The 14,600-nt window shown below is 35.9% G+C and carries 14 protein-coding genes; 6 read left to right on the top strand and 8 right to left on the bottom strand.

Features of this window, described 5'->3' with window-relative positions; genetic code table 11:
* Nucleotides 1-145 precede the first annotated feature (145 nt).
* The 6 genes from LU301_RS05205 to accC all read left to right on the top strand — a co-directional run bounded on the left by LU301_RS05205 (nucleotide 146) and on the right by accC (nucleotide 5,893).
* The gene (locus tag LU301_RS05205) at nucleotides 146-1,234 is read left to right on the top strand and encodes an NAD(P)/FAD-dependent oxidoreductase (RefSeq protein ID WP_305273521.1); all 1,089 of its coding nucleotides are present in this window, start codon (nucleotides 146-148) and stop codon (nucleotides 1,232-1,234) included.
* An 83-nt stretch (nucleotides 1,235-1,317) separates the two neighbouring features.
* On the top strand, nucleotides 1,318-2,073 hold the full coding sequence (locus LU301_RS05200) for an ankyrin repeat domain-containing protein (RefSeq protein WP_305273519.1): 756 nt from the start codon (nucleotides 1,318-1,320) through the stop codon (nucleotides 2,071-2,073).
* A gap of 117 nt (nucleotides 2,074-2,190) precedes the next feature.
* Nucleotides 2,191-3,273 (top strand): WG repeat-containing protein, encoded by a 1,083-nt coding sequence (locus LU301_RS05195; protein ID WP_305273514.1) that lies wholly within the window; start codon nucleotides 2,191-2,193, stop codon nucleotides 3,271-3,273.
* Between the two features lie 334 nt (nucleotides 3,274-3,607).
* Nucleotides 3,608-4,051 carry a type II 3-dehydroquinate dehydratase gene (gene aroQ, locus LU301_RS05190; RefSeq protein WP_305273512.1) on the top strand — a complete coding sequence of 148 codons (444 nt, stop codon included), beginning with the start codon at nucleotides 3,608-3,610 and terminating at the stop codon, nucleotides 4,049-4,051.
* A 36-nt stretch (nucleotides 4,052-4,087) separates the two neighbouring features.
* Nucleotides 4,088-4,531, top strand: a complete 444-nt coding sequence (gene accB, locus LU301_RS05185; RefSeq protein WP_305273509.1) for an acetyl-CoA carboxylase biotin carboxyl carrier protein — start codon at nucleotides 4,088-4,090, stop codon at nucleotides 4,529-4,531.
* A 24-nt stretch (nucleotides 4,532-4,555) separates the two neighbouring features.
* A complete protein-coding gene (gene accC, locus LU301_RS05180) occupies nucleotides 4,556-5,893 on the top strand; it encodes an acetyl-CoA carboxylase biotin carboxylase subunit (protein WP_305273506.1) in 1,338 nt (445 codons plus the stop codon).
* 351 nt (nucleotides 5,894-6,244) lie between these two features.
* On the opposite strand, the gene LU301_RS05175 is transcribed toward accC, so the two are convergent.
* Genes LU301_RS05175 through LU301_RS05140 form a run of 8 tightly spaced genes read right to left on the bottom strand, consistent with a single transcriptional unit; the run spans nucleotide 6,245 to nucleotide 14,580 of the window.
* A complete protein-coding gene (locus LU301_RS05175; RefSeq protein ID WP_305273504.1) occupies nucleotides 6,245-6,847 on the bottom strand; it encodes a lysozyme in 603 nt (200 codons plus the stop codon).
* Between the two features lie 8 nt (nucleotides 6,848-6,855).
* Nucleotides 6,856-7,230 carry a hypothetical protein gene (locus LU301_RS05170; protein WP_305273411.1) on the bottom strand — a complete coding sequence of 125 codons (375 nt, stop codon included), beginning with the start codon at nucleotides 7,228-7,230 and terminating at the stop codon, nucleotides 6,856-6,858.
* Between the two features lie 59 nt (nucleotides 7,231-7,289).
* Nucleotides 7,290-7,520 carry a hypothetical protein gene (locus LU301_RS05165; protein WP_305273409.1) on the bottom strand — a complete coding sequence of 77 codons (231 nt, stop codon included), beginning with the start codon at nucleotides 7,518-7,520 and terminating at the stop codon, nucleotides 7,290-7,292.
* A complete protein-coding gene (locus LU301_RS05160) occupies nucleotides 7,513-9,447 on the bottom strand; it encodes a hypothetical protein (protein WP_305273406.1) in 1,935 nt (644 codons plus the stop codon). Before LU301_RS05160 ends, LU301_RS05165 begins: the two co-directional genes overlap by 8 nt.
* A 12-nt stretch (nucleotides 9,448-9,459) precedes the next feature.
* Nucleotides 9,460-9,747 (bottom strand): carboxypeptidase regulatory-like domain-containing protein, encoded by a 288-nt coding sequence (locus LU301_RS05155; protein WP_305273402.1) that lies wholly within the window; start codon nucleotides 9,745-9,747, stop codon nucleotides 9,460-9,462.
* Nucleotide 9,748: 1 nt separating this feature from the next.
* The gene (locus LU301_RS05150; RefSeq protein ID WP_305273400.1) at nucleotides 9,749-10,966 is read right to left on the bottom strand and encodes a hypothetical protein; all 1,218 of its coding nucleotides are present in this window, start codon (nucleotides 10,964-10,966) and stop codon (nucleotides 9,749-9,751) included.
* A 42-nt stretch (nucleotides 10,967-11,008) separates the two neighbouring features.
* Nucleotides 11,009-12,601, bottom strand: a complete 1,593-nt coding sequence (locus LU301_RS05145; RefSeq protein ID WP_305273398.1) for a hypothetical protein — start codon at nucleotides 12,599-12,601, stop codon at nucleotides 11,009-11,011.
* The gene (locus LU301_RS05140; RefSeq protein WP_305273396.1) at nucleotides 12,601-14,580 is read right to left on the bottom strand and encodes a hypothetical protein; all 1,980 of its coding nucleotides are present in this window, start codon (nucleotides 14,578-14,580) and stop codon (nucleotides 12,601-12,603) included. The genes LU301_RS05145 and LU301_RS05140 overlap by 1 nt, the downstream gene beginning before the upstream one ends.
* Between the last annotated feature and the right edge of the window lie 20 nt (nucleotides 14,581-14,600).

The following is a 14,600-nucleotide window of genomic DNA, read 5'->3' as shown; positions in this document are numbered from 1 at the left end:
GTAAGTGATTGATGATAAAATCTAAAATCACATGATATCTTATCAAACTAAGTTTAAATATTGGTAAATTCAATATTATATACATCACTCTCAACTACTTTTTACAAATCAAAATAGTATTAGCTGTAATACTTTAACGCTACACATGAAAATCGCAATTATTGGTACAGGCATTATCGGTTTATTGACTGCTTTAGAGTTTTTAGATTGTGGCGAAGAAGTCATCATTTTCGACCAACAACAAGCAGGACAAGGTGCATCATGGGCAGGTGGTGGTATTTTATCACCAATGTATCCATGGCGTTATCCAACAGCTGTCAATGTATTAGCTCAATATGGTAAATCCATGTATCAACAACTCAATCAACGTTGTTTAACACTAACAGGGATAGATTTTGAAATTAATCCAACAGGAATGCTGATTTTTGACCAAAGTGATTTCGAAATTGGTTTAAATTATGCTGATGAAACACAGCAACCTATGCAAAAAAGTGAATTACTAGCACAGACACAACTACAACAACTCGTTCCGCAATTAAATAAAAAATTTCAACAAGGCTTATATTTTCCAGAACTTGCCAATGTGCGTAATCCTCGATTATTGCAATCCTTAATCCAATATTTAAAACAGCAACCGAAAGTTACATTTTATACTAATACCCAAATTACTGATTTTAAAATCCATCAACAGCAAATAAATACGCTCATCAGCCAAGATGGACGACATTTTTCTGCTGATGCGGTGATATTATGTACAGGTGCATGGTCAGCTCAATGGCAAACATTATGTCCTAATCCGCTCAATATTAAACCAATACACGGGCAAATGGTCTTATTTAAAACACCAAAAGATTGGCTTAATACCATGTGTATGAATCAAGTGATGTATCTCATTCCCCGTCAAGATGGTCATATCGTTTGTGGTTCGAGTATGTCAGAACGTGGTTTTGATACCACTGTTGATAGTCAAATTAGCCAATCGATTTTAGATGCCAGTTTTGACATGATACCTGAATTAGCTCAATTCCCAATTGTAAAGCAATGGGCAGGTTTACGCCCAAGTTCACCCAATGGGATTCCAAAAATTGGTAAACTCCACGATTTAGATAATGTGTGGGCGAATTTTGGACATTTTAGAAATGGTTTAGTAATGGCTCCTGCATCAGCTCGGCTATTACGTCAGCAATTTTATGGGCAAAATAGCATTGTTGAGCCATCAGCTTATCAATTTTAACTGTTAAAATCGTAAATACACTATTTTTGCGATGTATTATTTTGTACAATGACTAACATTGAATCTCAATTTTAGGTAAATATATGATGGAAATTTCTCCAATTTGGCTCGCTTTATGTGCAGTTTTAGGCTTATCTGCATGTGCAAATGATTCGCCATCAACCAAAGCAAGCCCAAGTAGCTCAAATACGCCAGCCGTAACAACACCTGCTCCAACAACAGGTTTCCGTTTTACTCAAGAAGAAATGCAAGATATTGCCAATCCTAAAAAATTATCATGGCGTATTTTTTACGACAAACCATCACAAGGTGAACACGCTCAATGGTTCGATGCAGTGAAACGTGGCGACTTAGCAACGGTACAAAAAATGGTTGAACAAGGGCAAAATTTAGAAGTCAAAGATGAAGCCAGTTTAGGTCAAACCGCATTAGGCTGGGCGGCATTTATTGGTTATGAAGATATGGTTGATTATTTAATCAGCAAAGGAGCAAGTTTACAAGCTACTGACCGTGGCGATGTTTATAATGTACTTAAATCTGCTGTGCTTGGTAAAAATGTCAATATTGTGAAAAAAATCCATAAGTTATTACCAAATACTGACTTTAACGACCAAAGTTTAGAAGATGATGGCGAAACTTTAATCATGGTTGCAGCAAGTAATAACCGTATTGAGATTGTAAAATATTTATTAACACAAGGTGCAAATCCAAATCTTGCGGCGAAAAAAGATGCCAGTGCTTTATCATACGCTTGTGAACGTGGACATACCGAAATGCAACAATTACTCATTTCTCATGGTGTTATTAACCACAAAACAGGTAAATCAAGCTGTCAATAATACGTCTTAAGATGTAAATAAAATAGCCAATTTATATTTTAAATTGGCTATTTTTTATTTTATTTTTCATTAAAATATGGTTTAATCATTCAACAAAATATTCATTTTAGGAAGCGAATGATGAAACTATTCCCTATTTTAAAGCCTTTAACTATCGCTTTAATGCTTACAACAATAATTGCTCATGCAGAGCATGAATTTCAACCTGTAGATTGTCCAAAAATTCAAGGTTATGATATTCATTCTTCTTGTGATAAAAATACGCCTATTTTTCCAATTATTGACCAGACTACAGGCTTACATGGTTATGCCAATTTACAAGGTGAAATTTTAGTTCAACCACAATTTGAAGATACAAATTCTTTTGAAAAATATGGTATTGTTATGAAAAATGGTAAATGGGGTGCGATAGATTTACAAGCAAATACCATTATTCCTTTTGAATATGACCGCCTAAGTTATACTTCTGCTCATGATAAAGGCTATTTTTCTGCTTTAAAACAAGGAAAAATCGGACTTTTAGATACAAATGGTAAGGTTGTACTTGATTTTATTTATGACACCACGGATGAAGAATATGGCTATCTATTACATTTTAACAGTGGATTAGCCTATGCTGAACAAAAAGGTAAAATTGGTTATATTGACATCACAGGTAAAGCTGTTATCCCTTTTATTTATGAGGCTGTGAATAGTGTTCCATTTGATGAGAATATTATTGGCATCAAAAAGAATGGAAAATGGGGTGTCATTGATAAACAAAATAATGTCATTATTCCTTTTATCTATAAAAAAGAAGTCCATGTTTTTGAAGATGATTTAATTCTCATTGAAAAAAATAACAAAGTGGGAATTATTAATCAAAAGCAAAATGTTATTTTACCTGCGATTTATGATTATATCTTACCGCTGTATCATCATAAAAAATTTGTTTCATTTATAGTTGAAAAAGACAATAAATATGGTCTTTTAGACGGTCAAGGTCAAGCATTAACCAGTTTAGATTATGACAGTTTGGAGGGTACATCTCGTGAAAATACTGTTATTGTGGTTAAAAACAATTTAAAGGAAGCAATGGATTTCAAAGGTAATATTTTAATTCCTGTACAATATAAAGAGATTTCAATCTCTAATGATGATGTTTTCCAAGTGAAAGATAAAAATAATCAAGTGAGTTATATTAATATTCAAAATAAATAACCCCTTTTAAGTCATAAATAGCCAATTTCCCCAATAAAATTGGCTATTTTCTTATGCCCTAACCACTTTTAAAATCTTACGATTACTTTATTTTAATCATCTATGTATTTTTATTAGATACAAATATTTACAATTGTGATAATTTTTTTGGCAGTTTTGAACATTGCACTTTTATGCTAAAAAATAGATGATATTGCACTATGAGAAAACCTTACCTAAATGTGTAAGTTATTCACCAAATTTATAAATTTTGTCAATAAATAATATGAAAATCCGCCAATTTTGCGATAAACTATATTATTTATTTGATAGTTTTTAAACTGAGTATTTGTGTATGAAACGTCATTTTTTACTTATTCAAGGACCAAACCTTAACTTACTTGGTAAGCGTGAGCCTGAAATCTATGGACGTTTAACGCTAGATGAATTACATCAAGATTTAGTTCAATATGCTGAACAACATCATATTCAATTAGATACATTTCAAAGTAATTGGGAAGGTGCAATTATTGAACGTATCCACCAAGCACAAAATGAAAATATTGAATTGATTTTAATTAATCCAGCTGCTTTTACACATACTTCGGTCGCTATACGAGATGCTTTATTGGGCGTGGCAATTCCATTTATTGAAATTCATTTGTCCAATGTACACGCACGAGAACCTTTCCGCCATCACTCTTATTTATCAGACAAAGCCATTGGGGTGATTTGTGGCTTAGGTGCATTCGGTTATCGAGCTGCTTTAAATTATGGTATTGAGCATTTTAAAGCTTAATTTTTATTTATTTTTCAAGTAAACAGGGCTATTCCTATGGATATTCGCAAGATTAAAAAACTGATTGATTTAATGATTGAATCAGACTTACACGCTATCGAAGTAAAAGAAGGCGATCAATCAATTTCGGTAACACGTCAAGCACCTGCACCGATTTATGCACCGCCTGCGGTGGCTGCTGTAGCTCAAGTATCAGCACCTCAGATTTCTACTCCCGCTCATAATACCATTGATGTGATTCAAGGTGCAATTGAGACTTCACCTATGGTCGGTGTGTTCTATGCTGCCCCAAGCCCTGATGAAGCTCCATTCGTAAAAGTAGGTCAAGCTGTAAAAGCAGGTCAGCAATTATGTATTATCGAAGCGATGAAAATCATGAACCCAATTGAAGCAACTCAAGATGGTATCATTGAAGAAATTTTAGTTAAAAATGGAGATGTGGTTCAATTCGGTCAGCCATTATTCCGTTTTCGTGGTTAATTCAGCCTAAAGAGAGATAACATCATGTTAAAAAAAGTGCTGATTGCCAATCGTGGCGAAATTGCCCTACGCATTGCCCGTGCCTGTAAAACACTTGGTATTCAAACCGTTGGCGTGTATTCACAAGCCGATAAAGATTTAATGCACTTACGTTTTGTTGATGAAGCGGTCTGTATTGGCGAAGGTGCAAGTAGTGGCAGTTATTTAAATATCGCCAATATTATTACTGCTGCCGAACTTACTGGAGCTGATGGCATTCACCCTGGTTATGGCTTTTTATCAGAAAATGCAGATTTTGCTCAAGCGGTTGAAGAAGCAGGTATTGCCTTTATTGGTCCACGCCCAGATACAATCCGTACAATGGGGAATAAAGTTTCTGCCATCATTGAAATGAAAAAAGCAGGTGTGCCTACTGTACCTGGTGTTGATTATGCAGTAACACCTAAAAATGCGATTAAAGAAGCGAAAAAAATCGGCTATCCTTTAATCGTAAAAGCTGCGGCAGGTGGTGGCGGTCGTGGTATGCGTATCGTTGAAAGTGAAGAAACATTGGTTGAATCAGTTCAAGCTGCGATGCGTGATGCAGAAATGTGGTTTGGCGATGATACGGTTTATATGGAACGTTTCTTACAAAAACCACGTCATGTCGAAGTGCAAGTTCTGGGCGATGGTGAAGGTCATGCCATTCATTTATATGACCGTGATTGTTCATTGCAACGCCGTCATCAAAAAGTATTAGAAGAAGCACCAGCACCGAATTTACCTGAAAAAGCCCGTGCCGATATTTTACAGGCTTGTGTCAATGCGTGTAAATTGATGAAATATCGTGGTGCAGGTACATTTGAATTTTTGTATGAAGATGGCGAATTTTTCTTTATTGAAATGAATACACGTGTTCAAGTTGAACACCCAGTAACGGAAATGGTTACAGGTATCGACATCATTCAACAACAAATTTTAGTCGCTTCTGGTTTAGGTTTAAATATTAAACAAGAAGATGTACAAGTACGTGGTCATGCGATTGAATGTCGTATTAATGCCGAAGATCCAACCACTTTCCTACCAAGCCCTGGTAAAATCACACAATTTTATGCTGCAGGTGGTGCAGGCATTCGTTTAGATAGTCATATTTATCAAGGATATAGCATTCCACCATATTATGATTCAATGATTGCTAAACTCATCGCACACGGTCAAGATCGTAAAACAGCAATTGCTCGTATGCGTCAAGCACTTGATGAAATGATTATTACTGGTATCAAAACCAATATTCCATTACATCAACAAATCATTTTGCAAGATAAACAATTCTGTGAAAATGCGATGGATATTCATTATCTCGAAAAACATTTGTTAAAATAATAGTGCTTTGCTTTAAAGTAAAGGTGTGTGGTTTATTCTACACACCTTTTATTTATGAATAGAAAAATTACGTATTCAATGCTAAAATATAAATCCCATTTTACTCAATAACAAAGTGTGATATTAGATGGAAAATCTCCAACTTACTGATTTAATTCCAAAACGTATAAGCCTAGCCCCGATGTTAGATTGGATATATAATATTTATTTTTAAAATAAAAACAATAAGTTATATTAAATTTAATTTAATAAGTAGTAAATTGGTAGCAAAAAAATAGTGGGTTAATATACCCATTATTTTTAATTAGATTAAATATTAATCAAGTAAAAGTAGGGAATTACTCCCCTACTTTACGCTAAAAACAACTGCTTTTCGGCTTCTCGTCTACGTACTAAGCCATTTAAAACACGCCCACCTGCTTTATTGTAAAGCAAAAAGGCTTGCCCTGCCTTTTGATAATCACCTGCTTTAATGTGGCGATAAATGCTAGATTTCGCCAAAGCACCCGTACCGATGTTATACGCAAGACTAATCAAGGCATCAAACATATTTTGTGTGATTTGCCCTTGTGCAATCTCATCAGCAAACATCGCATTGACAGCAGGGGCAAAATCCTGATTGATAATGGCTAATTTTAAGGCTTTTGCTTCATCTTTACTGATTGGCTTATCCGTCATTTTGACTTTTGTACCATCAAGATAATATGTATTACCATAGCCGATTGTAGGTACACCGACAGCATCTAAATAAGTAGCCGAGCGAAATCCCTCAAACTCAGCAATTAAATTAAACCCATTGTCAGATAATTGCATATTTTTAGATACACCCAACATGGCTGATAATGGCTCTAATCCGACCTGATCAATAATCACATTAGCACTATCCACTTGATTTTGCGTTAATCGACCGCCACTCATCAAGCGTAATTTATTAAAAAAATCTTTTACAGTCATATTTACACCTATTTTGTCCAAGATTTCACAATATTTTTAATTTCGGCAATAATTTCTGGTAATGTTTTATCAGTAAAAGTAAGCTGGATAGAGCGATAACCAATACCAATAATTAACACACCGAAAACAGCAGTCAATAAGTGGATTAATCCTTTAGCTGACTGGCTATAGTGAGCAAATCCCCAATGTTCAATAATAAACGCACCGCCAGAAATGCTAAAAGAAATCGCAAATAAAAGAGTAATGCAAAACTGCTTTTTATTATGTTTTAGCGTTCCATTTTCTTCAAAATGACCACCAATTGCCAAGCCAAACAATGCCCCAATAATTGATAAAACAATAATTAAAAATTGGGGAAAAAAATAAGACACTTTTTCAGGCATTTTAAACTCCAATAAAAACCACTCATAAGAGTGGTCTAGGTTAAGTTAATGTAAAAAAATTACACTTCAATTCTAATCACAGTTTCACCCACTGCAAGCCGTTTAATTTCCAACCCTTGCACGACTACTCTATCGCCACGTTTAAAGGCTTGCACACTACTACACATGACCAAACCTGTTTTATCTGATACCAATACTTTATAGTATGGGTGATTTGCCGATTGAATAATGCCTACAAATTCACGATTTTTAGGCATTAAATCAATCAAACGTTGCAAATAATTACTCATTATTCACCCTTTCAATTTCAACATTTTGCACAACATGGGCATAATTAAACTGGATACTGATACTATTAACCACGCCCCACCATTGCCCATCAAATGCTACAACATCAGCAGGTTTAATAAATCCAACTTTGTCAGTTAATGGCATGGCAATGCGATGTGTTTCAACTAATTTTGCTTTTGCTAATTGAGATTTAGCAAATCCGCCCATACTTTGAGCGGTAAATAATGGATTATTCACTGCTTCAAGCAATACATCTCCTGCGGTATCACGGCGATTGACTAGGGCTGTTAATCCAGTTTTATCATTGGTTAAGGTTATGCCGTTATAATCTGGCAAATATTGATAATCCGTTGATAAATCAGTAACAATACTACTTGGAATTTTGGCTTGATAATCATCAACCGTGATATTATCCCAAAATGTTTTTGGGTATAATGCTTTTACCGTTAATTGATTTTTGTGTGGCTCAGATAAAATAAATCCACCTGCACTCTCTGCAATCATTTTAATGACTGAAATTGGACTTAAATTTGAATATGTCAAACTATCCGATGGCACAACCCACCCCAATTCATCGATTAAATCCCACTTTAACGCCATATCAAAATTAAAACGACTGCTTAAATGTGCAGTCGCTCTATCAATTTCAGCTTGGGCTAATTGTACCGATGTTCGGTCATTTTCCTGCGTAAATGAGCGTGTGGCACTATATGGACTATCCAACAATGCTGATGGGCTACGACCTGTTAATGTGTAATATTCACTGGCAAATTGTAGGCTACGCTGTTTATTTTCTAATAACATCAAATGGATATAACCGTTAATATTTAGCTTTAAAATAACAGGTTTTTGCTCAATCGGATTGAGTTTAACAAGTTCGCTTGTTGGCACAGTTAAACTATACGACCAACACCAACTATTACGGTCAGATGATAAATTACCCTGCGTAACTAAAATCTCTTCGCCAGTATCCGCACGGATAACAGATAAACGATTCACAATATACCACCATTGACTATTTTTATTCGGTTCAACATTTGGAATACAATCATCATCACCAAAATGTAAAATGACATTATGGCTATCCACATCATGACATTTACAAATAAATTCTAATGTTGTATTGCCCACATATTGCGGTTTAGGTTTTGGTAAAATCGGCTCAATAATACTTTTACGATAATAAACCGCTCGACCAATATCCCACACAATACTATCATTTTGATATTGATTTAACCCAATATGCCATAACAATAAAAAAGGCGAACGTTTTAATTCATTCGCCTGTTGATAAATCACATCATCATATTGTCTTAAGCGTATCATTTCCTGCCAAATTAAAGTAGTTAATTGGCTAAATGTATCACTATTATCATAAACAATATCCGTTTTTAAACGCAATTTATCATTTTCTTGCCACACAATTTTAGATGTTTGTTGATATTTTCGACTTTCATCAAAAATAATATCAATATCATTACTGGTATAATCTGTTGAACCATAAGGCATATCAACATCTTGATGGATTTTATCACTATCCTGCCAAGTGATTGTTGTACCTTGAGCCATATCATCAGTTTTTGCCCATGTCGATAATATTGATGATTGACCACTATTCGCCTGTTGATAATCCACGCCAAAAATCGCAATCAATGGGCGTTTAAATGGCTCAAATTCAATGGGCTTATCAGGCTGATTAGGTTTGTCAGGATTAGGCGGAATAATTGAATTATCTATTGAGCCATCATCGCCAAAATGTAAAATAACATTATGACTGTCCACATTATTACATTTACAAACAAATTCTAATGTAGTTTTATTAACCTGCTTTGGTTCATCTTGCAATATAGGCTCAATTTTACCTAAGTGTAAAACGACTTGATGACTATCAACAGCTAAACCAGTTTTAAACTCTAAAATAATCATCAATATCTACCTTTATTTAGGAATAATATTATCCTGTATCACCGCATTATATTCGCCATCAGGGTCGTGAGCCACCACATAATAACGGTTTAGTGGGATTTCATTAAATTCATAATAACCGTTTTCATCAGTAACCACATCTTTAAATAATTGCCCTGTTGCTTTGACAAATAAACGCACTCGACAAGGGATATTTATGCCACGTTTTAACACTTGTCCACGAATAGAAAAGAAAGGATATGTAGAATGTCTTGTTTCACCAGCAGGATAAGCAAAAAATCTACTTTTCACAAAAATCATACTACTCACCTAAACCAAAAAGCAACATGCCATCTTCATATGACATACAACCCACTGCAATTTTAAACTTACCTTTGTATTTAAAGGTATGTAAATGTTGATACGGTAATTTTTGATACAAAAATTCTACTGATGGAAAATATCCACGATACACATTTTTTTTGTTAAAAATATTGATACTACTCGAAATAATTGGAATATCATCAGATGGAGCAGGCATAAAATCATCACGACCAGATGCTAATTTTCGACTTGTATTCAAATATCCTTTGTTGTGATGTAAAGATAAGTCATTTGACACATAAATACTCTCCTTCTCAATATAACTTATTCCAGTCATATCATAAGGTTCAAGAGTATTGTAATTATCATGTGGTATAGAAACTAAACAACTCCCATTTAAATAATCATCTTCGATTTTTCCGAAAAACATTGGAACATGGCGTAAATTATAACTTTCATCTGTATGAAAACGATTTAAAATAAAAAACCAGTCTTGATTACCAATCATTACCCAGCTTCTTATTCCATCGCTTACTGTTGATTGTTCATAACCTGATGTATTCTCATTAAATGCTAAAGCATAATACCACTTTGCCCAACCATTACTCGTACTATTACCTACCCAATTTTTTTGCGGATTATTGACATCAAAAGGGATTTGTTGCCCCATCATGGTATCAATATCGAGCATATCTTCCACCATGCCCACTTTTGCATATTTCGCCCAATTTGCATTGTAACTTGGGTCTAATTCATCAACTACACGCAAAAATGGACGATTTGGCAATAAGGTATTTTTTGAACGATACGCCCCTTTACCGCCACCATTTGGATTTTCACTGGCAAATGGCTTTTCCCACCCCAAAGGCGGTAATGAACAGTTAATTAAACCACTGGCATAATTGACACTGGCAGGCTGTGCAATTTCAAATGTAATCGTATTAGTCGTAACTTCTAAAATGCGGTGTTCGCCATTAAATTCATCTTGAATAGCTCCATCAATTTTAATCACTTGAAAGCGTAATAAATTGTGGGCTTTACCAAAATCAGCCGTTACTGTCGTACCATTAGCAGTAAGACTATCAACCGTTTGCGAGCCAAAACCATTGACTAAGCACGCATCTAATACGTTCAGCATTGAGCCATACGCATTTTCTAACTGCGGTGCTTTGTGATTTGTGTGTACATAATATTTAATATCAGTTTGAGCAACCATTTTATTTACTCCAAAAAATAAAGCCATCATAAAGATGATGGCTTATCGGTCAATATCTCCACGCAACATGAGCTGAAACTGGTCGCTTAATGTTGTCGGTTCCGATTGTTTGACAGTACGAATACACCAAATTGGATACATACTGGCGTGCGTGTTGAAACGCAAGGTATTTCCGTTCGTCCAACCACTGCCCCAACCATCTTTATTAATCGTGAAATAAGGTACTTGCGTAATTGGGTTAATCGGTGAGCAATCTTCATTGATATTACCAATACCAATTAAGCCTGATGTTTCGCCAATAATGCGGAAATTGGTATTATCTGTAAACACTAATGCCCATCGTTCCTGAATCGCTCCCTTGTTGGTTACGACAATCGGATACAAGGCATCATTGTAGTTAGCAGATAAACTTTCATCAGTTGAGACATTTTCCCATTTTGCATTCCACGTTACTTGTTCAAATTTATTGGCATAACGTGCGTACATATCGCCAATAATCAACGCTGAACCAACAATCGAATGTTCTGGCGAATAATCATGGGTAACAGGTTTAGTGAATGAGATTTGCCCATTGATTTGCACATCTCGAATTAAGCCCATATCTTGATAACGATATACAGCGGTCAAAGGTGGTTGTAATCGCCCTATTGTGAAGTCGCCACCCAGTGTCAATGTGCCTTGTTCATAATCCACCGTGTATAAAGTTGGGTCTAACTTCGTCCCCACACTATCCACAATTTCCACAAAAGATAAACGTTGGTCCTGCAATGTAAATTGTTTACCTGCAATCGGCTCGTTTAATTCTTGGCGTTTTTCAGCACAAATCACACCAATATCGCCAACACGGAAAATCGGCACACGTCCATCGAGCGGTAATCGAGTAGCGGATAAGCCTAAAACATCTTTATCCAATGGAATATAGCTGTAAGAAATCGCATTGTAGCGTACACTATCTGCAATTACCCAAATTGGCACATTGATGTAAGTTTTTCCACCATCTTGATACTCTAAATCGGCATGATACCAATCTTTCGCTTTGATTTCGGCATGATTATCAGGCGTAATCAGCGTTTTTTGTATAAAATGCACATCAACAAAACCAGTATCATACGATACTTTACCGATGGCTTTTTCATGCTGGATGACACCTTGCTCATTGGCTTTTAAAGTAATCCGTCCATGCTCTAAAGTGTTAATAGTCATGGTAAACGAGCCTACACGCAACGGAATTGTTGGCGTGCGGAAACATACATGATTAATTGGTAAAGTATCACTCGATGTCGCTAAACTCTGTAAATTAATACGGTTTTCTTGTTCAGCTTGCCATGTCGATAAAGTCATTTCACCGTTGGCATAGTTAATCTCACCTGCCAATGTACTGTTATTATCATGATGACGATAAATCTGTCCAAGTTTATCAACATACACATGATGACCCAACATCAAACGCACTGAACCTGCTAAAATCTGTTCATTGTAGCCTGCTGTCAAATCAAATGTAAGTTTATCTACATTCACTGTTTTATTGCCAACTGTATCGCCTGCAGTATCACGATATTTAATCGCAATTTGTGTATCATGATACACTTTTAGTGTTTCAGTTTTTTGCGTAACTTTGCTAATTTGTGTAATCATTATCCTGTCCAAACCGAATCTATAAGCCATTTATCACTTTTTACAGATGCAAATTCTTCTGTATAAACATTTTTTTGCCATGATGGTGTAATCACCACTTGCCCTGTACGATAATTAATCGTGCCTTGCACTTGCCCCAAATGATTCACCAAATTCCCCATATCACCAGATGTAGGGTTATCAGTAAATGTTATTTGCGACTGCACTTTATTGAGCTTATCTGTTACAGGAATCAGCAACTCAACACTATTTTTTGCAATCGCACCCGAACCAATCTTAAAACGTAACGTATTGTTTGTATCAGGTGATACTTGTTGAGCGGTTAATTTTGGCGTGCCATGTTGATAATTAAAAGTAATCTCTGTTCCTTTCTGTGGTAATACATTGGGAATGAGATAACCTGTACCACTGGCATAATTGATAAATCCTGTAGCATCGCCTGTAAATTGCCCTTGAGCATTGGATTGAGCGGTTTTCTGCTGTCCATTGACTTGCCATGTCGCAGTTAAGCTATTTGCAGCAATGCCCTCTTGACCTAAATCAAATGCAATTTGAGCAGGTTTAACTGTGGTATTTGCACGGCTAAATGTGGTGATTGGCGTTGCCCAATGAATTAAAATTGGCGTATCCACATCAGGTAAAGCACCACACGTTAAAACCCACGACCCAGTCTCATAATCAATCGTACCACTGCCCAAACCATCACCAAAGGCTTTTAACTGTCCATTGCCCATATCTCGCACTTCGTAAAATTTACCTTGAGCCATGTATGAGATACTGACACTGCCCATTGTAGGAATTGGCACAAGCATACCTGTATAATTCAATGACTGATTTTTTTGCGTAATGATAATGCTGTCCGATTGTGTCGGCTGTGTTTGTGCCACTGCAGGCGTAAACTCCATCACAACAGATGTAAAATAGCCAATATCAACCGTCCATTGCAGTAAACCACGCTGATAATCAATCGTACCAACTTGAGTACCATTGGCATATTTGAGCAATCCGCCATCATCTGTAATTGCTTGCCCATTCAAGGAAAATGATAAGCTATTCGGCAATACTGATGAACCAATGTACAGATTTTGCGATGTACGAGCATTCACTGGCGTATTAAATTGCACTTTTTGCGTATTTCCAGCCACCAATGCCACACGTTCGCCTATCGCATTGACATCAACAATCGGAGTTTCTGCTTGAGCTGATGGGATAATTTGGGCATAAATACTTGCCCCTTTAACTGTAAAATCGCCTTTATTGACATTTTCAGCCAACGCCACACTACCAAAATATTTACCCGTATCCGCTACTAGGGTATCTCGGATAATCGTTTCTGATTTTACGCCATCGTACCATTGCCCTGCTGACAATCCGACAAAATCCGTTGCCAATGGGTCATTAATGGTATAGGTTGCGATTTTATACTCAATTTCTTTATGATTAATCATCATTTTGGCAATGCGTGTATCCACTTTTAAAATGCGTACATATTGCTCAACTTGATTAGGTTTATTTTCATTACTAATCAAGACAATACTATCGCCTACTTGATTGGGTTCATCAGATAAAAACATACACACTTGCAAAATTTTCATACCTTGCCAATGGGTATCCAATGGCACACCTGCCACTTGACCACCTTTGGCAAGATAATTTTCAATGCGGTTTTGGGCTTGGCTACGCTCATCAGTATGCGATTGTGTGCTAAATAACAATGCTGACACATTTGGGTCGCTAGGATTTTTAGAGACAAACACCGTTGCTCCCATGAGCATATCTGTATCTGCGGTATTTACACCTGCAAAAATTTTACGCAATGACACACGCCCCATGGTGCGGTCAAGTTCTGAAACATCTGTAAATAAGTTATTAGACTGGCCATCAACCACAATTTGTCCATTGTATTGACCGCCACCATCAGGCGTATCGGCTAAACGTTCTGATTGATATAACACTAAATTTTTTGGTTCAATCGTCATATAAACTCCAATAAAAAAAC

The sequence above is a fragment of the Moraxella sp. ZY210820 genome, assembly GCF_030674635.1.
In the GTDB taxonomy this organism is placed as follows: Bacteria; Pseudomonadota; Gammaproteobacteria; order Pseudomonadales; family Moraxellaceae; genus Acinetobacter.
This window is presented reverse-complemented; position numbering and strand designations above follow the sequence as displayed.